Below are 20,040 nucleotides of genomic sequence, written 5' to 3'. Positions count from 1 at the left end.
TCATGAATACCCCTTTAACGTCTAATCACGCCCCCGTGCTGGACACCCTCGCCGAGGTACTAAAGCAGCGGCGCAGCGCTTCTTCTGAAGATTCTTACGTTGCCTCCTTGCATCATAAGGGTTTGAACAAGATACTCGAAAAAGTGGGTGAAGAAGCCACCGAGACGCTGCTTGCCGCAAAGGATGCAGAACACGGCAGCCACGAGCAGCGCCAAGCACTGGTCTCGGAAACCGCCGACCTTTGGTTCCATACGCTGGTTATGCTCTCTCACCTGGAGCTGGATCATCAGGATGTGTTAAACGAGTTGGCGCGGCGCTTTGGCATTTCCGGCCATGACGAAAAAGCCGCACGTACGCCATAATAAATAACACGCATTTGAATTAACGAGGATACGCATATGTTAGGTGGCATCAGTATTTGGCAGCTGCTAATTGTATTAGGCATCATTATTTTAATCTTCGGCACCAAAAAGCTACGCAATGTGGGCACCGACCTGGGCGGCGCGGTTAAAGGCTTTAAAAAAGCGGTGCATGAAGACGAGAAAGACGACGAAAAGAAAGACGCCGAGCCTCCGCATGCCAAGGTTAGCCACGAAGAACCTGGCAACACTTATGACGTTCAGGCCGAAGAAAATCGCAAGGCCCGTAACGAAGAGCCCAAATAATTTATGTTGGATATCGGCTTTCTTGAACTGATGCTTGTCGGTGTCGTGGGACTACTGGTACTTGGCCCTGAGCGCCTCCCTCGGGCGGCGCGTACGGCAGGCCTTTGGGTTGGTAAAATCAAGCGCACGATATCCGGCATGCAGCGCGAAATTAGCGCGCAGCTTGAAGCAGAAGAGCTGCGCCAAACGCTGAACGAACAGCAAAAGACCATTAACGATAGTCTGAAGAGTGCTAAAAAAGACGTTGAGAGTATTCTCGACACTCCCTCCTCGCGCAGCACTTCTTCATCGACAAGCCAGAGTGAAACGGAGCAACGTGTAGCCCAGGCAAGTGCCCAGTTGGATGAAGCGCAGCGGGAAGTGAACGAAGCGGCGCCCCATACCTCCAACGAGCCCTTAAAGGCGACCTCTAAAAAGGATAGTCAGAACCCATGAGTACCTCTGGCGACGCTCGGGAACCCCAGAACGATCAGCAGCAGGCCCCATTGATTGAGCATTTGATTGAGCTTCGCATGCGCCTTGTCCGTGCGGTGGTGGTCATTTTAGTGGTTTTTCTGGGCCTTTATGCTTTTGCCAATGATATCTATGGCTTTGTGGCCGAGCCGCTGATGGCTCTGCTACCGCCGGGTTCGCAGATGATTGCGACCGAAGTAGCCTCGCCCTTTCTAGCGCCCTTTAAGCTAACCCTGGTGGTCGCCGTTTTTATCGCTATACCCTTTGTACTGCATCAGGCATGGGCGTTTATCGCGCCAGGGCTATACGATAATGAAAAAGCCTTGGCGATTCCCATTCTGGTCTCAAGTATTGGGCTTTTTTATGCGGGTGCGGCTTTTGCCTACTATGTGGTATTTCCGCTACTGTTTGCCTTTTTCACCCAGGCTGGGCCTGAAAACGTCACGGTCATGACCGATATTAACCAGTACCTGAACTTTGTACTGAAGCTCTTTTTCGCCTTTGGCGTGGCGTTTGAAATCCCCATTGCGACCTTTTTGCTAATCCTGTCGGGCGCCACCAGCGTAGAGAGCCTTTCCAAAAAGCGGCCCTATGTTTTTCTGGGCTGCTTTGTCATAGGGATGCTGCTAACGCCGCCAGATGTGGTATCACAAAGCCTGTTGGCACTGCCCATGTACCTGCTTTACGAGGTAGGCCTGCTGTTTGGTCGCCTGGTGCGCAAGCGGCGTGATGAGCAAGTTACCGAGGAGCAGTAGCCGTAAACGGCGCTTCTACCACCTGAAACCCGCATCGTTATTGACGTTATCACCACGTTAAAAAGCCTCTGTCATTATTCATGACAGAGGCTTTTTTATAGCGCAGCGTCTACCGCTTATTAGCCCATCATTTCGTCAATGCGGTCTACCAGCTTAAAAATACCGGTGGCGGCTTCACTGATACGCGTTGCCAGCATATAGGCGGGCGTGGTGACCACTCGGTGCTCCAGGTCGACCACAATGTCATCCACTGTGCAGCTGCGATGCAGGCCACCCATGGCGCTGATAGCCCCCGACACACTTGGGTCATGGCCCACGGTAACCGCAACACCCTCACCCAAAAGCCGTGGCACCAATACCGGCGCAATACACAGTAACCCAATCGGTTTTTCCTCTTCCCGAAAGCCGGAAAGCGCGTCTTTTAGTGCCTCCAACACCTGCATGCCGTCCCCTGCGCTTGCAAAGTCAGACAAATTCTTCGCCACGCCAAACCCACCCGGCACAATGACCGCGTCAAACTCATCAGCCTTTAGCTCAGTCATCGGCTGGATGTCGCCACGTGCAAGGCGCGCTGACTCCTGAAGCACGTTGCGTGACTCACCTTCTACAGCTTCCTGAGTGAGATGGTTAACAACATGATGTTGCTCAATATCGGGCGCAAAGCAGCGATAACCGATGCCCAACTGGTCCAAACGCAACAGCGTTAACGTGGTTTCATAAATTTCAGAACCATCAAAAACGCCACAACCCGCTAATACCACTGCCACCTGTTTGGTCATGCCTATCTCCCTTATCGCAGTGTCTGCCGAATGCAATACAGCAAAGCAATCGCTCACTTTAGTCAGTGTGGCGGTTTGCCACAAGACGGCTTTCGCCGTAAGACATGCCTGATATACTCAATCCAAGCCTATGGGCATCTTTATTTATGACCCTTTATTACGGAGAGATCTCTTGAGCACACTCACTCCCCGCCAGTTTCCCAACACTCGGCTGCGCCGCATGCGCCGCGATGATTTTTCCCGTAGGTTGATGCAGGAAGTGACCCTGACACCGTCTGATTTAATCTTGCCGGTGTTTGTTTTAGAGGGTGAAAATCAGCGTGAAGCCATTGCTTCCATGCCTGGCGTTGAACGCCTGTCGATTGATTTATTGATTGAACAAGCTAAGGAAGCGTTTGCGTTAGGTATTCCCGCGCTGGCGCTCTTCCCAGTGGTAGGTACCGAGCAGAAAAGCGAGCTTGCCGAAGAGGCTTATAATGCCAACGGATTGGTTCAGCGCAGCGTGCGCGCGCTTAAAGAGGCGTTGCCTGAGCTGGGCATTATTACCGATGTCGCCCTGGACCCTTACACCAGCCACGGCCAGGACGGTATTTTAGATGAGCAAGGCTACGTTCAGAACGACCGCACAGTAGAAACACTGCTTAAGCAGGCGCTTTCCCATGCTGAAGCCGGGGCGGATGTTGTCGCGCCTTCAGACATGATGGATGGTCGCATTGGTGCTATCCGCCAAGTACTGGAGCAAGAACTTCTGCACAATGTGCGGATCATGGCCTACAGCGCCAAGTACGCTTCCAAATACTACGGCCCGTTTCGCGACGCGGTCGGCTCTGCGGCCAATCTAGGCAAGGCCGACAAACGTACCTACCAGATGGACCCGGCCAATAGCGATGAAGCGCTGCACGAAGTGGCCATGGATATCAGTGAAGGCGCTGACATGGTCATGGTGAAACCCGGCATGCCCTATCTGGACGTGGTGCATCGGGTTAAAACCGAGCTTAAAGTGCCCACCTTTGCCTATCAGGTAAGTGGTGAGTACGCCATGCACCGCGCCGCGTTCGATAACGGCTGGCTGGAAGCCGAGCCGGTGATCCTGGAATCACTGATGTGCTTTAAACGTGCCGGGGCCGACGGCATCTTGACGTATTTTGCCCTGGAAGCCGCTCGACTATTGCAGAACCAACGCTAGAAGCCCGCCCTCAAGATGACAGATATATGACATTTTTCTGTCATCTTTCTCCCGCATACTGCTTTGCACGGCAGGTATCACGCTATGCTAGTTTGAAGCCATTAATGCGGGGGAGCCTTATATGGACGATCACGTTACACCATCTACAGCGCTATCACTGAGCGAACTACCCAACGTTGAAATGGATGGATTACCGTTACGCATTAATCGTACGCCCAACGGTGTGCACGCCAAGGATACCCTTAGTGAAACCGATCTGGACGATCCCCAACTCTATTTAAACCGCGAGCTTTCCCACCTTCAATTTAATATTCGCGTTCTGGAACAGGCACTGGACGATGCGCATCCACTGCTTAATCGACTGATGTTCCTGCTTATTTTCTCATCCAACATGGATGAATTTTTTGAAATTCGCGTGGCGGGTTTAAAACACCAGATGGCCATGGGCGATGATACAACAGCGGCCGATGGCCGTTTGCCCAAGGCGGTGCTTGCTGAAATTTCCGAAATTGCCCACCAGCAGATCGCTCGTCAGTACAAAATTCTTAACGACACGCTGCTTCCCGCCCTGGAGCAACAGGGCCTGCGTTTTCGGCGCCGCACACAGTGGACCGAAGCGCAAAAGCAGTGGGTACATGAGATGTTTAATAACGAGATCATGCCCGTCATCAGCCCGATAGGCCTTGATCCTTCGCACCCGTTCCCACGGCTGGTCAATAAGAGCCTTAACTTTATTGTTGAGCTGGAAGGTAAAGATGCCTTTGGCCGCGCAGGCGGCATGGCCATTCTTCCTGCCCCTCGCTCGCTTCCGCGTTTAATGGCGCTTCCCAAAGCGCTTTGCGCCGAAGGCTACTCTGAATATATCTTCCTCTCCTCCATGATTCACGCCCATGCTGAGGAGCTATTTCCCGGTATGCGCGTGCGCGGCTGCTATCAATTCCGATTGACGCGCAACGCCGACATGACCGTCGACCCGGAAGAGGTTTCTGACCTGGCCTCGGCGCTGCGAGGCGAACTGCTGGCCCGCCGTTATGGCAGAGGCGTACGCCTGGAAGTCGCCGATAATTGCCCCGACGACTTGACCAACTTTTTAATGCGCCAGTTTGAGCTTGATGCCGAGGATCTCTATCGCGTTGAAGGGCCCGTTAACCTGACCCGCATGATGTCGGTGCTGGGAGACGTTGATCGCCCCGAACTGGTGTATCGCCCGTATACGCCGAGTGTGCCCAAGACGCTTAAAATCGGCTCCATGTTTGACTCGATTGCCAGAAACGATGTTTTACTTCACCACCCCTTCCAGTCGTTCTCACCTATTGAGGAACTACTGCGTGAGGCGGCTCGCGACCCAAACGTTCTGGCCATTAAACAGACGCTTTACCGCACCGGCGCCGAATCGCCTATTGTGAGCGCGCTAGTGGATGCCGCGAGTCAAGGTAAGGAAGTCACCGTCGTTATCGAGCTACGCGCACGCTTTGACGAAGCGGATAATCTTCAGCTTGCCTCTCGCCTACAGGAAGCCGGGGCCATCGTTATTTACGGCATTATGGCGTATAAAACCCACGCCAAGATGCTGCATATTGTCCGGCGTGAAAAGGGTGAGCTGCGCCACTACGCGCACCTGGGTACGGGTAACTATCACTCTAAAACCGCCAAGCTTTACACCGACTACAGCCTGTTAACCGCCAACAAAGCGCTATGTGCCGATGTGCACAAGGTCTTCCAGCAGCTTTCAGGGATGGGCCGGGCGCGCAAAATTGATACGCTGCTGCACGCACCGTTTACGCTGCATGAGCGTTTGGTGGAGATGATTGACCGTGAAGCACAGCTGGCACAAAAGGGTAAGCGCGGGCATATCATTATCAAGTGTAATTCACTCACCGAGCCCAGGCTGATTAAAGCGCTTTACCGTGCCTCCCAGGCGGGCGTTGAGTGCGATTTGATTATCCGTGGCATGTGCTGCCTAAAACCCAACCTTCCGGGCATTTCTGAAAACATTCGTGTGCGCTCGATTATTGGCCGTTTTCTGGAGCACACCCGGGTATTTCACTTCCATAACGACGGTAAATCGGAAACCTGGTGTTCAAGCGCTGACTTTATGTCGCGCAACATGTTCCACCGGGTCGAAACCTGCTTTCCGCTATTGGACAAAAAGCTCGCCACCCGAGTGCGTAAAGACCTGGAAACCTACCTGGTCGATAATTGCCAGAGCTGGCTGCTGCAAAGCGATGGCTCCTATCGCTTGCAGGACCCCGGTGATAGCGATGCGATCAGCGCTCAGGAAACCCTGCTTTACGCGTTCGCATCCAAAAGCTAGCACAATGTGCATGACCGGAAAAATCCAGTAAGCGCAGTATTGCCGTTAATAAGCGGCTTTACTGCTGGCAGGCACGCTTCTCACACTTTTAAACTCATGCAAAGGCGCCTACGCCAATAGCCAAGTACATAAGAGACTGTCATGATAAATCCTTTCAAATTGAAAGATATTATCCATGATTGAGTTACGCCACCTACGCACACTGCTTGCCCTACGTGAAACGGGTTCACTGGTGGAGGCCGCCGAACGCGTTCACCTTACCCAATCGGCCCTTTCGCACCAGCTCAAAGACCTGGAAGGCCGGGTTAACAGCCCACTTTTTGTGCGTAAAACACGGCCCGTCGAGTTTACTCGGGCAGGTTTACGGCTATTAGTCCTGGCCGACCAGATACTTCCGGAAGTGCGCAAAGCCGAACGCGATGTGGCCCGGCTGGCGGGGAGCGAGCAGGGGCGGCTGCACATGGCCATTGAGTGCCACAGCTGCTTTCAATGGCTAATGCCTACCGTCGACTACTTTCGCGACCACTGGCCGGAAGTGGAAATTGATATTCCCAGCGGCCATCACTTTGACCCGCTACCAGCACTGGCACGCGAGCAGTTGGATCTGGTCATTACTGCCGACCCTCAGGCACTGGAGGGTGTTCACTATGCGCCGCTGTTTCGCTATGAAGGGCTTTTGGCCGTAGCGCGTCAGCACGCTTATGCAGGGAAGCTCTTTATTGAGCCTCAAGCCTTGGCAGACCAAACGCTGATCACCTACCCCGTAGAGCAGGCACGCTTGGATGTATTTACGCAGTTTTTAGACCCCGCAAACGTACGCCCTCAGGAGATTCGCACCGCCGAACTTACCATCATGATGATGCAGTTGGTCGCCAGCGGCCGAGGCGTATGTGCCCTGCCCAACTGGGCGCTAACGGAGTATCTGGAGCGCGATTACGTCAGTGCCGTTAAGCTGGGTGAAAACGGCATTTGGAGCACGCTGTATGCGGCCGTTCGAGAAGAGACGCTGGAAGCGCCCTGGATGAAGGATTTTCTACGTACCGCACGTGAAACCTCGTTTGCGGTACTCACAGGCATTAAACCAGCGACTCACGACGAGGAATCAGCAACGTAAAGCGTGCGCCACCCAACGCAGGGCTGGTATCCACGGTGACGCTACCGCCGTGGCCCGCCATAATCTTTTGCACGATGGAGAGGCCTAAGCCGTAGCCTCCCAGGCTGCGGGCCCGACTATCATCCAGCCGAGTAAACGGCTTAAAAATATCCACACGGGCATCTGCCGGAATGCCTGGGCCGTCATCCTCAACATCAATACGCACCAGCTGATCTTCGCTCCAAAGCCGGATAATAAGGTGTTTTTTGCCATAGCGGCAGGCGTTACCCACCAGGTTTTGCAGCGCCCGCTGTAAATAGCGGGGCTCGGCTAACAGCTCAATGTCCGGCCCATCCGCCAGTTCAATAGTAAGCCCTTCATTGAGTGGCGCCAGCGTATCAATCACACGCTCGGCCATTGCCCGGCAGTCCACCAGCGCCATTTCAAGCTCGGCCCCGTTCACCGTTTCACCGCCCAAGCGAGCATAGGTAAGGATTTCATCCACCAACTCGTCAAGCTCCGAAATATCGGCATCAATTCCCTGCAACTGGCGCCGAATAGCGGGCTGATCAGTCATGTCCTCGACCATCTGTACGGCAAAGCGAATACGCGCCACCGGCGTGCGAAGCTCATGGGAGACAGCACGAATCATCTCTTGCTGGCCACGCAGCAGCGTTTGCACTTGGCTTGCCATGCCGTTAAACGCCATGCCTAACCGGCCCAGAAAGTCGTCACTTTCTATTTTTACGCGCGTTTCAAGACGGCCGCTGGCAATCCGGGTAGCCGCCAGTTCAAGGCGCGCCATACGTGCTTCGATGCTGCGCATAATCAGATAGATAATTAAACCCAGCACAGCCATGACACCAATCAACAGCGGCAATTGTAAATTCATGGGCAGCGTATCACCGCGCGAGACAGGACCGGCCATTAACCAGACGTCTTCATCGGGCAGTTGATAAAGCAGGCTAACGGCCAGTTTTTCGGATACGAGCAGCGTTAATACGTTGCCTAACGCCAGTTGGCTTTGCTGTTGAGACGTTATGTTATCGGGCAGCGTATTAAGCAGAGTGAGCGGCCAGTTGCCGGAACGCAGCGACGTCAGGTTGGCTTCTCGCTCGTCACGCGGCAAGGCTTTTAGCCACTCGCCCAGCAGCAGCAGGCTGCCCTCCCATTGGCGTTCGCTCCAGGCAGGCAGGGTCGCTTCCAAAAACCATTGGCTTTCAGGCACTCGCTGACGAAGACGCCAAGGATCTTCAGTCACTAATACGCTACCACGCTCAATACGTTTATCAGCGAAGTAGCCAAGCTCTACCTCACTCATACGCCGCAAAGTAAGCTGCATACCCAGCCGCTCGGCAAAGTAATTAACCAGCGAATTTCTTTCTTCTTCGGAGACATCAGCCAGTTGCTGGGTCATTAATGACATGGGCAGTGCTGCCAGCTGCTCGTGGTAATCCTCACGCCGTACTTGTTCAATAAAAGAGCGGCCGCCGAGCGCGATGAGCAGTACGACACAAAGCGCCAAGCCTAGCAGTAGATAGAATTTTAAAAACGCGCTATGGCTAAGCAGCCGCTGCATAAATCCTTTTCCTTCCCTATGTTGATCAGCTGTCCTTCACGAAAAGGTAGCCTTTGCTGCGCACTGTCTTGATTCGATGAGGCTGGTTGGGGTCATCACCCACCTTGGGTCGAATACGCGATACGCGTACATCGATAGAACGATCCTGGCCATCGTACTTAATGCCACGTAACTCATTGAAGATCTCTTCACGGGTCAATACCCGGCCCGCATTGCGGGCAAGTAACCACAACAGGTCGAACTCGGCGCTGGTTAAATCAATACGTTCACCGGCAAGCCACGCTTCTCGGGTCGCATTATCAATTTCCAGATTTTCAAACCGTAGGCGCATTTCGCCATTGGGCGCTGGGCCATCTGCACGCCGTAGCAAGGCACGCATACGGGCGAGCAACACACGAGGCTGCACCGGTTTGGGCACATAGTCATCTGCCCCCATTTCCAACCCAAGGATTTGGTCCACGTCGTCAGTACGTGCCGTCAACATCATGATGGGGCCCGCAAAATTGGGCCGCACTCGGCGACAAATCGACAAACCATCCTCGCCGGGCAACATCAAATCCAAAATGACCAAGTCAGGCTGTAGCGTAAGAATGCGGTCCATCCCTTTCACCCCATCTGCCTCTAGCGTGACCTGGAAACCGTTGGCTTCCAGATAGTCGCGAGTCAGCTCAGCCAAGCGCTGATCATCCTCAATGATCAGAATATGATCCTGAGCGGGATAGTCAGGCATAACGGTTTCTTGTGACCCAAGCGCCTGAAATTTCTGTTCCAAGTGATTATCCATCTTATCCTTCACTCCGCTTAGGCAGTTAGTTATTCATGTCGTCAGTCGTTCTCAAAAGGTAGCCGGTTACCTGTTCACAGGATACCTCAAAACCCAGCAAACACTTCTTCTGAGCAGCAGCCGCTTTTCTCTACTCGCCGTCGCGCACCGCTTGATTCTTCCAAAACAGAGGGCTAATGTAGACAGCGGACTGTCGACAATCTGGCTGGAGGAGTAAGCCATGAAAGATGGTAAAGCTAAAAGTGTTATCAAGCGTGTTTATGTTCCTACTCAAGTGCGCGATTTACCCAATGGGGAAAGAGTAACCATCCCTGGCCACTATAAAGCGCCGCCCAGTAATGGAAACAGTGCGTAATGGTACATACTTATAGAAAAGGCAGGCGCGATGCCTGCCTTTTTTAAAGCCGATATTTGCAGCGCCACCGCTAACCGGCAGCGCAGCCTTTATCCCGCTTGGCTATCCTTTGGGCCCTAATAGTAGCCATGCAATCAGGCCTACCAGTGGGAAGATCAGCAGCGCTAATATCCACAGCACTTTAGCCAGACCGCCTGCTGAACTTTTAGCAACTTTGACAATGGCCCAAATAATAATAATGAGCCAAATCAGACCTAGTAATCCACCGACTTCAATACCCATAGCCACTCCTTGTCTATTTGTTTCCGTGGGCTTTTAGCTAAGCACACCAATACACTATTCACAAGTATCGCTTATGCATCGGGTAGGCTCAGAACCATTTCGCCGCTGCGTATTTCAATATTCAGCAGATGCAAAAAACTCATCCCCAGCAGCACGACATGATTCTCCATGCCGGGGCTGATGGAGCCTTGTACATTGCGGATATTGATCCCCCCCAGCGTTACTTCATCAAGCTGAGTAAGGTTTCCTTGTACGCGACCGTTGGCCGTATTAAACCAGGCGCTGCGCCCACGTTCGAGCCCCAACCGATTGGCCAGCTCATCTGAAACGGCTACATAGGTAGCGCCGGTATCCAGTAAAAACGTCACCGGCTCACCGTTAATTTCGCCCGGTGCTTCAAAGTGCCCCGAACGGTTACGCTGTAAAGTAACAGGGCCGCCGTCAGTCGCAGTCTGCACGATATGGGCATTAGGGTTCAGTATTTTTTCCATCCCCCCATCCAGCCACCAGGTACCCAAGCCGATTAACAGTACCCAGAAAAGCAGCATCATCACGATGCTGCCACGCTGTGCTGTCTGCATTATGTGCTCCCCGCTTGCGGTATATTAAGCGCTCTGCCACGCAATGGCGGCATCACGCCCTCGTCGCTCATTAACGTTTGCACAAATCAGCATTGCGATAACAAACAGGCCTGCACATAAAAGGATAGATGCTTGTAGGCCAATGATCGTTTGCAGTACACCCAGCATCACGATGCCCAGCACGCCTGCCAACTTATTCGCCAGACCCCAAAAGCCAAAAAATTCAGCCGATTTCTCAAGCGGTGAAAACAACCCCACCAAGGCGCGGCTTGCCGACTGACTAGATCCTAAACTGAGTCCCGCCAGGCAGCCAACCGCTAGAAAGACATGCTGTGCCTGCCACTGCCAATCAAAACGCATATTTGCCCAAGCGGTTATTTCGGGCGTTGCCCAAATGGCAATAATCGCAACTACCCACAGGCCAAGCGTTATTTGATAGGTGTGTTTCGCGCCTAACCGGTCCTGAAGCCAGCCAAACCCGAGCGCTCCGGCCGCCGCGGTTATCTGAACGATAATAAACATGATATTGCGTACGCTTTCATCCCAGCCAATCACCTGGGCGCCATAGATAAACGCAAACGCAATAATGATGTAGACCCCCGCCATGGAAAACAGCAGCGAGACAAGGAACACACTCAAGTCTTTGAAATAGCGCAACTCATGCAGGGTTGAACGTACGCGCTGTTGAGCAATATCCCAATACGCCACCCCAGAAGGTTTGGGAGTGCCGCGCTCTTTAAGCCACAGGAAGGTGGGAATAGCGGTAATCAAGAAAAAACCGGCCGCGAAGGGCCCCACCCAACGGATACGTTCATAGTTTTCAACGGTTGCCTCCCCCAGTACGACGAGGGTAAAGCCCGCAGCAAACAGCCCGCCAATATATCCTAGTGACCAGCCAAACCCGGAAATCTTGCCAAGCTTTTCAGGCGGCCCAAGTTCCGGTAGAAAGGCCGCAATAAAGGACTCTCCCATGGAGTAGGCATAATTGGACAGCACAATCAGGACAAGCCCCAGCACGACATAGCCGGGAGATACAAAGTAAAGCATCGCGGTAGTGGCGACCGTGGCTAGGTAGCTAAAAAACAAAAAGCGTTTTTTCTCGGCCCGATAATCCATAATCGCACCGCAAAGTGGGGCCGTTACTACCACCATTAAATAACTGACCGCTAGCGCCAGGCTCCATAGAAAGTTGGCCAACCGAAAACCATCGCCTCGGTCCCCTACAATCACTGTGGTAAACAGCTCACCAAACACCACCGTAATGATCAGCAAGGTGTACGCCTGATTAGCGAAATCAAACATGGCCCAGCCGAATATTTCGCGGCGTGAAGCGTAGGAAGAAGCAGCCTTGGCAGCATCATTTAGCAACATCGGGAGTCTCTCTTTAGGGGTAGTGGCAAGCCTGCACATTAGCGCCTGTAAGGTATGACAAAACGCTTAAAGCTTACTGTATAAGCAAACGCCCGGCTTATCGCCGGGCGCTTTGACTGCATTTCAATCAGGACTGCGTTACACCAGGTTGGCCTACAAAAGCCAATGTGCCAAGACAGCCGACAGGCCAATCACCAGTGCCGTTACAACGGCGACCGTAACGACGCGGTCCAGCCAACGGTCCAACCAACGCTCAAGCGCCTGCCCCTTGGGCTGGCGTCGTGTTGCGCCGTGACGTCCCCGCCGAGCCATCAGCATCCTCGCTCCATGTGTTTGCTCCTGAAGACCTGATTAAGTTGACCTAGCTATTAATACGCCGATTGATAACATTCGGTGCACGGCGTAAGCGCTCCTCTTCGCCCATCTGCTCAGCTTCAAAGGCATCGGCGCCAACAGGCGTTTCACCGTGGCGACGATAGAGCTGGGTCAACATAGCCTTACGATCTGCGCGTAGCTCACGTACCAGCACAATGACCATCATATACAGAATAAAGGTAAACGGTAGTGCCGACAGCACTGCTGCTGACTGAAGCCCGGAAAGGCCTCCCGCCACAATCAGCGTTAAACAAATTGCCGCAATCAGCACACCCCAGATGATACGTTTATAAAGCGGGGGATTAATAGAGCCGTTGTCGGTCATCTGCGCCACGATATAAGAAGCAGAGTCAGCCGATGTTACCAAAAAGATAAAGATGAGCATCATGGCAACAACAGAAAGTACGTTAGAGAACGGCATCAGCTCGAACATTTTAAACAGCGCCACGGTGATATTTTCCTGAGTGGCGGCCGCTAACCCTACATTTGTGCCGTTAAGCTCCATGTTTAGCGCTGCTCCCCCAAATACGCCAATCCAGAGACAAGCCAGCAGTGGTGGAACCAGCAATACGCCAAACACATACTCTTTAATCGTACGGCCGCGGGACACGCGCGCAATAAACGTACCTACAAACGGTGACCATGCAATGACCCAGGCCCAATAGAAAATCGTCCAGCTACTGGCCCACTCATTATCACTATACGGGGAGATACGTAGACTCATCCCAATAAAGTTCTGAAGGTAGTCACCAATGCCTAGCGTAATCGTTTCAAGGATCGCAATGGTCGGGCCGGTCACCAATACGTACACCATTAGCCCGATGCACAGCACCATGTTCAGGTTTGAAAGGCGCTTAATACCTTTATCAAGCCCTGACCATGTTGACGCCATATAGGCGCAGAACATCACCAGCAAAATAATAAACTGCCAAAATCCATTTTCCGGCAAGCCAAAAACAGCGTTCAAGCCGCCGTTCATCTGTAATACCCCAAGCCCTAGCGAGGTTGCCACCCCCATTACGGTTGCGACAACCGCAAATACATCCAACCACGAGGCATAAGGACGAAGTCGCGGCCTTTTAGCGGTAACGGACGAAAGCACCGATGAAACAAGCCCCGCTTGGCCTTTGCGAAACTGGAAATAGGCAATGATCAGGCCCACCACCGAAAAGGCCGCCCATTGGTGAACGCCCCAGTTGAAGTAACTGTATTGAATAGCGTAGCGGGCAGCGGCTTCCGTTTCGGCCGGCACATCGCCATAGGGCGGCTCAATATAGTGCGTCATGGGTTCGGCCATACCATAAAACACGAGCCCTACACCAAACCCGGCTGCCAGCAGCATGCTAATCCATGAGAAAAAAGTGTAGTTGGGCGTACTGTCCTGAGGCCCCAAACGCACCTTGCCATATTTGCTAAAGGCGAGTGAAAACAGGAACACAACGAACCCAAATACAGAAAATAGATAAAACCAACCAAAAAGCCGTGTTACCGATGCGAGAGCCGACTCGGCTGCACTTCCGAACCCTTCGGGAAAGGCTGCGCCCACTACGACCAGGCTGAAAATGATGACAGCCGATGCAATAAACACCGACTTTCCTCCATGATTTGCCATACAACCACCTTGTTAGATAAGTAATTGAATGAAAGAAACTATACATAGACGCTGTAACCCTAGCGGGTTAACGATGTTTATGTACAGTCTTCGTTTATTCATGAAGGGCATGCGTATTTAACGCCGTTATCTAAATGGGCAAACAATTGTTTTCCGTCACCTTCTTTAGCGCGCTCACTGCACCAAGATAAAACAACAAATGTCCCCTTTTTAACCAAGCCGCATCATTTTGGTGCTAGCGATCCTATCCAGCAGGGTCTTCTATCGCGTGTTAATGGATACTGGTTGCCAACGGTATTTTGTTGCGTATCGGCAATGATGTGATTATTGGCGGCGCCATTACTCTTAATGTAGCAAGATATAGGCCAGCCTTCAGTGAACTTGGCTAACAAACTATGTTCCAATAAGGCACACGACGATGGAGGCTTTTATGCCACAGATGAATCGCGATCAACGTAACGCCGCTTGGCAAGCTGCTCAACAATGGCGTACACGCGCAGCGCAGTCGCAGCCCGGCGGGCTAATGGGTAGCTTAAAATTGCTGCTAACGTGGCTGGCGTTTGGCGTGCTAATGGTGGTCGGCGTCATACTAGGCCTGTTCTTTCTGTTAATTGGCTGGGCCATGATGCCTTTTGTGCGCCATAAAATGAAAAAGCGGATGGAGCAGATGCGCGCCGAGCAAGCTCAGGATATTGGCGGCGGTTACGCAGAGCCTCATACGCGGTCAAGCCAGCAGGATGTTCTGGAAGGAAGTTACGAGGTAAAAACACACGAAGATAACAAGGCAACGCCGCGTGATTAACGGCGCTGTTCTTTTTAGCGAAGGGTCACTCCGAGATGTGCCGTTAACCACACGCCGCTAATCATCGGCATAAGGCTTCCCAAAGCAATCAGGAAGCCTTTATGGCGGCTCCACTGTTCTGAATAGCTGCGTTTGACTGAAAGACACAGAGCCAATTATCCAGAACAGACTACCAGGGTCCAACCTTCAAGCCTTGGTTTAGGGCTCTAAAAAGCGTTGCCAAAGGGCTTCAACGGCAGCGCGATGCTCCTTAAAGTCATCGACCTCACCAATGGGTTTCTCACCTGTTAGTGCTGCGCGGTGTGTTCTGCTGCGGTAGGCTAGATAGGCTTCTTTTAACTGTTCAGCCTCCTCTGAAGGTAAGTGCCCACTCTCGGCAAGCATCTCTAAAATACGCATATTATCGCTGTAGGTAAGCAGCGTGGGTGTTTGGTTAGCCAGCGCTAACACCGCGTACTGGCAGAGAAATTCAATGTCCACCATACCGCCAGCATCATGCTTCAAGTTAAAGCGCGTTTCCTGCGTTTTACTGCCCAAGTGGTCACGCATTTTGTGGCGCATGTTGACTACATCATCACGCAGGGCGTGTTTATCACGCTGCCTGCCCAGGATGTCTCCACGAATCTGGTTAAACCGTTCGGCAAGCGCACTGCTTCCGGCGACGACCCGTGCGCGCACTAGCGCCTGATGCTCCCAGGTCCAGGCATTTTGCTGTTGATAGTCGGCAAAGGCATCAAGCGAGGTCACCAATAGCCCCGCATTGCCTGAGGGGCGCAAGCGCATATCGACGTCGTACAAGCTGCCCGCAGGCGTCACCGCGGTTAGCAGATGGATAATGCGTTGGCCCAAACGGGTAAAAAACAGCGGCGTATCAATGGGTCGGGGGCCGTCGGTAGCCCCTTTACCGTCGCTATCATGCAGAAAAACCAGGTCAAGATCAGAGCCATAACCCAGCTCGATACCGCCCAACTTTCCATAGCCAATAATCAGAAAAGCCGGTTCATGGTCGTTGAGCCCCTTGGGCACTCCGTGCTTACGGGTCACATGTTTCCAGGCCATCGCCAAAACGGCATCCAGAATCACTTCAGCGATATACGTTAAGTAATCACTTACTTTCATTAAATGACGCGTACCAGCGACATCAGAGGCGGCAACGTGAAGCATTTTGGCATGTTTAAACACCCGCAATGCTTCAAGCTGGGCTTCTTCATCATCTTCAGGCAGCCGGTTTAACGTTTGACGTAACTCATCGGCCAAGCGTGCTTTATCCGCTGGGGTGTAAAGAGTTTCTGGCGTTAACAGCTCATCCAACAGAATCGGATAGCGAGAAAGGCGCTCGGCAATCCATGGGCTGGCAACGCATAAGCGCATGAGATGCTCAAGCGCCTGAGGGTTTTCACGCAGCAGCGCTAAATAGGCGGTTCGCCTTAGTACCGCCTCAATCAAAGGCTGTACGCGGGCAAGCGCGATATCCGGTGTCTCATTTTCAGCCACGGCGGCCAGCAGTAGCGGCATTAGCGCATCAAGACGCTCAAAACCGATTCGCTGCATGCTTTGCACCTGACGCGATTGATAAAAACTCTGCAGACGCTTCAATACTTTATCGGGTTCGGCGAATCCTGCACTGTGTAAGTAAGCGGTTGCTTCGTCCGCTTCCAGCTCGTTGCGCCAGATCAACCGCCACTGCGCAGGCGCCAAGCGGCTTGCGTCGTTGGTTTCTTCCGCATCCCCCTCGGGGTCAGCAATCACTGCATCAAAATGATGCCGAACACGCTCTCGAACATCATCAAGCGCCTCCATCAGTAGTGCCCAATCTTGATAGCCCATGGCAAAAGCAATCCGGGCCTGGTCGATCTCATCCGTCGGCAGCATTTGCGTCTGGCGGTCTTCAAGCGCTTGGATGACGTGCTCCAGGTCGCGCAGAAACGCGTAATCAGGCATGAGTTCATCGACCACCGTTTGAGGCAGTAGCCCCAGTTCGGGCAGGCGATTCAAGGCCGTTTTCAACGACGTTACCTGCAGCTCCGTATCCCGCCCGCCCCGAATCAGTTGGAACGCCTGCACCACAAATTCCACTTCGCGAATGCCGCCAGGGCCGAGCTTGATATTGCTCTGCATCCCTTTGCGCTTTACTTCACGGTTAATCATGGCTTTTAGCTCGCGTAGTGACTCAATGGCGCCAAAATCCAGGTAACGGCGATAAACAAACGGGCGCAGGCCAGCCAATAGTTCAATGCCCGCCTCTATATCTCCCGCCACCGGGCGCGCCTTGAGCAGGGCGTAACGCTCCCACTCGCGTCCCTGGTCCTGGTAGTAGCTTGAGAGCATGGCAAAACTGCCTACCAGCGGCCCGCCATCGCCTAGCGGCCGCAAGCGCATATCCACTCGAAAGACAAAGCCATCTGCGGTCATGGCATCCAGCGCGGCAATCAGCTTTTGGCCCAGCTTGGTAAAGTATTCCTGATGCTCCAGCGGCTTGCGCCCGCCCTGCGTCTCACCTTTTTCAGGGAAGGCAAAAATCAGGTCGATATCAGAGGAGAGATTCAGTTCGCCCGCGCCCAGCTTACCCATTCCAAGAACGACCAAGCGCTGGGCAGCGCCATCGGCACGGGGCGCTGGCATACCCCAGCGAGGCGCATAAAAACCTTCAAGCCAACGTAACGCGGCCTCAAGACACAGCTCAGCCAGTTGAGAAACCGCTTGAGTGGTATCCCACATGGTATAACCGTCAGGCCGATTTAGATCCCGCCAGATGATGCCCACCATTCGTGCACGCCGAAAACGCCGCAACACACGCTGCATGGCCGCTTCATCTTCTGCGCTTTCCAGTGCGTCGTGCAGCCACTGTTGTTGATCGTTCCGGGCCGGTGCCGCATCCAATTCGCCGTTGGCTTCAAGCGTTGCAAGCCAGCCCGGGTAGCGGGTGAACGTATCCAGCACAAAGGTGGATACGCTTAGCACCTTGGCCAGCGCCTCGCGGCGTGGTTGAGTAAGCGCTTGCCAACATCCCGAGGGCAGCGGCTGCTGGGTCATTGAGGCAGTATTATCCGCTTGGCCAAGCGCATCGTTCAGCCGCTGACCCACCTTTTGGCCCTCTTGCTGAAGCGCCTCAGGCAGCGCGTTTAAAGGTATAAACGAATTATCCAGTTGCATAGCTACCTCACCGCCAAGCGTTTACACGCTAGCCAAAGATTTTTTGCCCACCCAAAAGCCCCCAGGTAAGCCCGGCCATTATCAACGACAGCATGACGGCGGCGGACCCAATATCCTTGGCCCGCCCGGAAAGTTCGTGATGCTCTGTACCAATGCGGTCGACCACGTTTTCAATCGCACTGTTTAACAGCTCAACAATGAGCACGAGAAACAAGCTGCCCACCAGCAGTAACCAGCTTAGCGAGTCATTACTGATCCACCAGGCAAAAGGCAACAACACAGCGGTAATACACACTTCCTGGCGAAAGGCCGTTTCGTTACGAAAGGCAGCCTTTAATCCTTTCCAGGAGTAGCGTGTTGAGTACACCAAATGGGTTAGACCGGTATGCTCTGGTTTCATGCAAGTCGTCTCACTTTAAGCGTCGAGGAAATTAATTAGCCAGAATCATTGCGTCCAAATCGAGCGACAACGGATCAAGCACCTCAGACCAGCTTATATAAGGAGTGTTACCACTTCCGTTCACCAATATACTAAAAACACCCCAACGCCCGGAGGCCGTACGAAAGTAACCTGCCACAGCGCGTACGGCAAAAGGCTGATTCAGCGTACCTGTTTTGAGCATGACGTTATTTTGAAACGTGGATGAACCGCGTCGAATAAATCGCATGACGCCGTTGGCAGGCGACTGAAAGGCGGCCACGAAGCTTGGAAACAGCGAACTCTTCAGATACATGTCCTCCAGCATTACATTAACGCCATGAGCCGAGGTACGGTTTTCTGTCGTCAGTCCACTACCGCTATATAAGGTGACAGGACCGTGGCCTGATAAGCTCTCGGCATAAACTTCCAGCGCTGAACCCGCCTGACGCAGCTGGGCTTGCGGCGTTTCCACCAGGTTTAAGGCCAGCACATCAGCCATATAGTTATTGGAGTAGTTCATGGTGCGCAGCAGGAGTTCTTGTAGCGGCTGGCCATCCACCGCCGCCAAGCGCTTCGCACTGGCAAGAGGCTGAGTGGAAGTGACACGCCATGGGTCCCTGACAGCAATGCCCGCCTGGTTTAGCATGCCAAGCAGTATCTGCGCGGTCTCTTCAGCGGCGTCGCCGGCTCCTCGATAAATATCCCGAGCCATGGCGTTGGTTGAAATTTGCCCACTCAGGCGCATTACATCGCCACGCTCATCGGTTACGCGCTCGGCGCTAATTTCGGTTCCGCTATTGGCCGGACGTGTGATGACCTGGTTATCGATATCAATTAATGGTAACTGGCTATCACAAAGCGTGGTACGAGCGGGTTCACCCGCCACTTGAGAAGGGGCTACGTTGACACACCAGCTGCCGAAATTAACCCCCGCGGAGGTAAGCGGCGCGCTATAAGCATTGGTCACACGGGTGCGGGCGTTGCAGCGGTCGTTGGTAATACAGTCGACAGGGCCAAAACGCCACTGGCTTACGACGAGCGCACCATCCACTTCATCAACACCGGCCATTTGTAAGCGCTGTACCAGGCGCCACAGATTTTCTGTCGTAAGCCCAGGGTCGCCGCCGCCTTCAAACACCAGGTCCCCCCGCAAAATGCCGTTATCGATAGCGCCACTGCTTACCAGCTGGCTGGTAAAGCGATGCTGAGGGCCAAAGCGATTTAATAGGGCGGCCGCCATATAGGCCTTGGTAACAGAGGCGGGCGCCATCTGGCGCGCTGGGTTGATGCTTCCCAGCAACTCAGGCGCATCAGTATCAAGCAGGCGCGCCTCCGCGCTTATCGAAAACCCCTTATCCTGCAACTGCCCCAAACGGCTAAAATCGGCAAATAGCGCAGGGCTCGCCAGTAGTGAAGCGGCGGCTACCCCGGCGGTCATCGTCACACGCCACTTGCGCACCGTTGCTTTAAAGAAGTACGT

The 20,040-nt window shown here is 53.3% G+C and carries 20 protein-coding genes; 9 read left to right on the top strand and 11 right to left on the bottom strand.

Going from position 1 to position 20,040, the window contains the following annotated elements; translation table 11 throughout:
• The first annotated feature begins 2 nt into the window (after window positions 1-2).
• Genes ACT3TY_RS14195 through tatC form a run of 4 tightly spaced genes read left to right on the top strand, consistent with a single transcriptional unit; the run spans window position 3 to window position 1,873 of the window.
• Window positions 3-362, top strand: a complete 360-nt coding sequence (locus tag ACT3TY_RS14195; RefSeq protein WP_441677263.1) for a phosphoribosyl-ATP diphosphatase — start codon at window positions 3-5, stop codon at window positions 360-362.
• A 36-nt stretch (window positions 363-398) separates the two neighbouring features.
• On the top strand, window positions 399-665 hold the full coding sequence (gene tatA, locus ACT3TY_RS14190) for a Sec-independent protein translocase subunit TatA (protein ID WP_193053297.1): 267 nt from the start codon (window positions 399-401) through the stop codon (window positions 663-665).
• A gap of 3 nt (window positions 666-668) precedes the next feature.
• On the top strand, window positions 669-1,100 hold the full coding sequence (gene tatB, locus ACT3TY_RS14185) for a Sec-independent protein translocase protein TatB (protein ID WP_444628668.1): 432 nt from the start codon (window positions 669-671) through the stop codon (window positions 1,098-1,100).
• Window positions 1,097-1,873: a twin-arginine translocase subunit TatC gene (gene tatC / locus ACT3TY_RS14180; RefSeq protein ID WP_444628667.1), complete on the top strand. Its 777-nt coding sequence runs from the start codon at window positions 1,097-1,099 to the stop codon at window positions 1,871-1,873. The genes tatB and tatC overlap by 4 nt, the downstream gene beginning before the upstream one ends.
• 119 nt (window positions 1,874-1,992) lie before the next feature.
• On the opposite strand, the gene elbB is transcribed toward tatC, so the two are convergent.
• Entirely contained in the window at window positions 1,993-2,652 is a 660-nt protein-coding gene (gene elbB, locus ACT3TY_RS14175; RefSeq protein ID WP_444628665.1) for an isoprenoid biosynthesis glyoxalase ElbB, read from the bottom strand.
• A gap of 172 nt (window positions 2,653-2,824) precedes the next feature.
• On the opposite strand from elbB, the gene hemB reads away from it, so the two are divergent.
• The 3 genes from hemB (at window position 2,825) to ACT3TY_RS14160 (ending at window position 7,266) form a co-directional block, all read left to right on the top strand.
• Window positions 2,825-3,838, top strand: coding sequence for a porphobilinogen synthase (hemB, locus tag ACT3TY_RS14170; RefSeq protein WP_444621495.1), 1,014 nt, complete (start codon window positions 2,825-2,827; stop codon window positions 3,836-3,838).
• Window positions 3,839-3,959: 121 nt separating this feature from the next.
• Window positions 3,960-6,152, top strand: a complete 2,193-nt coding sequence (gene ppk1 / locus ACT3TY_RS14165) for a polyphosphate kinase 1 (protein WP_444628664.1) — start codon at window positions 3,960-3,962, stop codon at window positions 6,150-6,152.
• A 175-nt stretch (window positions 6,153-6,327) separates the two neighbouring features.
• Complete coding sequence (locus ACT3TY_RS14160; RefSeq protein WP_444628662.1) at window positions 6,328-7,266, top strand: LysR family transcriptional regulator; 939 nt, start codon at window positions 6,328-6,330, stop codon at window positions 7,264-7,266.
• On the opposite strand, the gene ACT3TY_RS14155 is transcribed toward ACT3TY_RS14160, so the two are convergent.
• Window positions 7,229-8,824 carry an ATP-binding protein gene (locus ACT3TY_RS14155; protein ID WP_444628660.1) on the bottom strand — a complete coding sequence of 532 codons (1,596 nt, stop codon included), beginning with the start codon at window positions 8,822-8,824 and terminating at the stop codon, window positions 7,229-7,231. The two genes, ACT3TY_RS14160 and ACT3TY_RS14155, sit on opposite strands and share 38 nt — an antisense overlap.
• Window positions 8,825-8,849: 25 nt before the next feature.
• A complete protein-coding gene (locus ACT3TY_RS14150) occupies window positions 8,850-9,608 on the bottom strand; it encodes a winged helix-turn-helix domain-containing protein (RefSeq protein WP_319643853.1) in 759 nt (252 codons plus the stop codon).
• 220 nt (window positions 9,609-9,828) lie between these two features.
• Between ACT3TY_RS14150 and ACT3TY_RS14145 the strand changes: the two genes are divergently transcribed.
• Complete coding sequence (locus tag ACT3TY_RS14145) at window positions 9,829-9,963, top strand: hypothetical protein (RefSeq protein WP_254908543.1); 135 nt, start codon at window positions 9,829-9,831, stop codon at window positions 9,961-9,963.
• 102 nt (window positions 9,964-10,065) lie between these two features.
• Here the strand turns inward: ACT3TY_RS14145 and ACT3TY_RS14140 are convergent, their stop codons facing one another.
• From ACT3TY_RS14140 to ACT3TY_RS14120, 5 genes are all read right to left on the bottom strand, one after another.
• A complete protein-coding gene (locus tag ACT3TY_RS14140) occupies window positions 10,066-10,245 on the bottom strand; it encodes a PLDc N-terminal domain-containing protein (RefSeq protein WP_172117375.1) in 180 nt (59 codons plus the stop codon).
• A gap of 71 nt (window positions 10,246-10,316) precedes the next feature.
• On the bottom strand, window positions 10,317-10,826 hold the full coding sequence (locus ACT3TY_RS14135) for a retropepsin-like aspartic protease family protein (RefSeq protein WP_172117374.1): 510 nt from the start codon (window positions 10,824-10,826) through the stop codon (window positions 10,317-10,319).
• A 24-nt stretch (window positions 10,827-10,850) separates the two neighbouring features.
• Window positions 10,851-12,197 carry an MFS transporter gene (locus tag ACT3TY_RS14130; protein ID WP_192527597.1) on the bottom strand — a complete coding sequence of 449 codons (1,347 nt, stop codon included), beginning with the start codon at window positions 12,195-12,197 and terminating at the stop codon, window positions 10,851-10,853.
• A 153-nt stretch (window positions 12,198-12,350) separates the two neighbouring features.
• Complete coding sequence (locus ACT3TY_RS14125) at window positions 12,351-12,515, bottom strand: hypothetical protein (protein WP_172117332.1); 165 nt, start codon at window positions 12,513-12,515, stop codon at window positions 12,351-12,353.
• 43 nt (window positions 12,516-12,558) lie between these two features.
• On the bottom strand, window positions 12,559-14,184 hold the full coding sequence (locus tag ACT3TY_RS14120; RefSeq protein ID WP_172117372.1) for a BCCT family transporter: 1,626 nt from the start codon (window positions 14,182-14,184) through the stop codon (window positions 12,559-12,561).
• Window positions 14,185-14,614: 430 nt separating this feature from the next.
• On the opposite strand from ACT3TY_RS14120, the gene ACT3TY_RS14115 reads away from it, so the two are divergent.
• On the top strand, window positions 14,615-14,986 hold the full coding sequence (locus ACT3TY_RS14115) for a hypothetical protein (protein WP_087106025.1): 372 nt from the start codon (window positions 14,615-14,617) through the stop codon (window positions 14,984-14,986).
• A 198-nt stretch (window positions 14,987-15,184) separates the two neighbouring features.
• On the opposite strand, the gene glnE is transcribed toward ACT3TY_RS14115, so the two are convergent.
• Genes glnE through dacB form a run of 3 tightly spaced genes read right to left on the bottom strand, consistent with a single transcriptional unit; the run spans window position 15,185 to window position 19,998 of the window.
• The gene (gene glnE / locus ACT3TY_RS14110) at window positions 15,185-18,139 is read right to left on the bottom strand and encodes a bifunctional [glutamate--ammonia ligase]-adenylyl-L-tyrosine phosphorylase/[glutamate--ammonia-ligase] adenylyltransferase (protein ID WP_444628658.1); all 2,955 of its coding nucleotides are present in this window, start codon (window positions 18,137-18,139) and stop codon (window positions 15,185-15,187) included.
• Window positions 18,140-18,167: 28 nt separating this feature from the next.
• The gene (locus ACT3TY_RS14105) at window positions 18,168-18,539 is read right to left on the bottom strand and encodes a diacylglycerol kinase (RefSeq protein ID WP_444628656.1); all 372 of its coding nucleotides are present in this window, start codon (window positions 18,537-18,539) and stop codon (window positions 18,168-18,170) included.
• A 31-nt stretch (window positions 18,540-18,570) separates the two neighbouring features.
• Window positions 18,571-19,998 carry a D-alanyl-D-alanine carboxypeptidase/D-alanyl-D-alanine endopeptidase gene (gene dacB / locus ACT3TY_RS14100; RefSeq protein ID WP_444628681.1) on the bottom strand — a complete coding sequence of 476 codons (1,428 nt, stop codon included), beginning with the start codon at window positions 19,996-19,998 and terminating at the stop codon, window positions 18,571-18,573.
• Between the last annotated feature and the right edge of the window lie 42 nt (window positions 19,999-20,040).

This window comes from Halomonas sp. AOP22-C1-8, assembly GCF_052378905.1.
Taxonomy (GTDB): domain Bacteria; phylum Pseudomonadota; class Gammaproteobacteria; order Pseudomonadales; family Halomonadaceae; genus Vreelandella; species Vreelandella citrativorans.
This window is presented reverse-complemented; position numbering and strand designations above follow the sequence as displayed.

Coding starts and splice junctions, on each gene's coding strand:
- ACT3TY_RS14155 (WP_444628660.1), bottom strand. CDS start 8,824: ATGCAGCGGCTGCTTAGCCATAGCGCGTTTTTAAAATTCTATCTACTG.
- ACT3TY_RS14160 (WP_444628662.1), top strand. CDS start 6,328: ATGATTGAGTTACGCCACCTACGCACACTGCTTGCCCTACGTGAAACG.
- tatA (WP_193053297.1), top strand. CDS start 399: ATGTTAGGTGGCATCAGTATTTGGCAGCTGCTAATTGTATTAGGCATC.
- tatB (WP_444628668.1), top strand. CDS start 669: ATGTTGGATATCGGCTTTCTTGAACTGATGCTTGTCGGTGTCGTGGGA.
- ACT3TY_RS14125 (WP_172117332.1), bottom strand. CDS start 12,515: ATGCTGATGGCTCGGCGGGGACGTCACGGCGCAACACGACGCCAGCCC.
- ACT3TY_RS14120 (WP_172117372.1), bottom strand. CDS start 14,184: ATGGCAAATCATGGAGGAAAGTCGGTGTTTATTGCATCGGCTGTCATC.
- tatC (WP_444628667.1), top strand. CDS start 1,097: ATGAGTACCTCTGGCGACGCTCGGGAACCCCAGAACGATCAGCAGCAG.
- elbB (WP_444628665.1), bottom strand. CDS start 2,652: ATGACCAAACAGGTGGCAGTGGTATTAGCGGGTTGTGGCGTTTTTGAT.
- ACT3TY_RS14195 (WP_441677263.1), top strand. CDS start 3: ATGAATACCCCTTTAACGTCTAATCACGCCCCCGTGCTGGACACCCTC.
- ACT3TY_RS14105 (WP_444628656.1), bottom strand. CDS start 18,539: ATGAAACCAGAGCATACCGGTCTAACCCATTTGGTGTACTCAACACGC.
- ACT3TY_RS14130 (WP_192527597.1), bottom strand. CDS start 12,197: ATGTTGCTAAATGATGCTGCCAAGGCTGCTTCTTCCTACGCTTCACGC.
- glnE (WP_444628658.1), bottom strand. CDS start 18,139: ATGCAACTGGATAATTCGTTTATACCTTTAAACGCGCTGCCTGAGGCG.
- ACT3TY_RS14135 (WP_172117374.1), bottom strand. CDS start 10,826: ATGCAGACAGCACAGCGTGGCAGCATCGTGATGATGCTGCTTTTCTGG.
- dacB (WP_444628681.1), bottom strand. CDS start 19,998: ATGACCGCCGGGGTAGCCGCCGCTTCACTACTGGCGAGCCCTGCGCTA.
- ACT3TY_RS14150 (WP_319643853.1), bottom strand. CDS start 9,608: ATGGATAATCACTTGGAACAGAAATTTCAGGCGCTTGGGTCACAAGAA.
- ppk1 (WP_444628664.1), top strand. CDS start 3,960: ATGGACGATCACGTTACACCATCTACAGCGCTATCACTGAGCGAACTA.
- ACT3TY_RS14145 (WP_254908543.1), top strand. CDS start 9,829: ATGAAAGATGGTAAAGCTAAAAGTGTTATCAAGCGTGTTTATGTTCCT.
- ACT3TY_RS14115 (WP_087106025.1), top strand. CDS start 14,615: ATGCCACAGATGAATCGCGATCAACGTAACGCCGCTTGGCAAGCTGCT.
- ACT3TY_RS14140 (WP_172117375.1), bottom strand. CDS start 10,245: ATGGGTATTGAAGTCGGTGGATTACTAGGTCTGATTTGGCTCATTATT.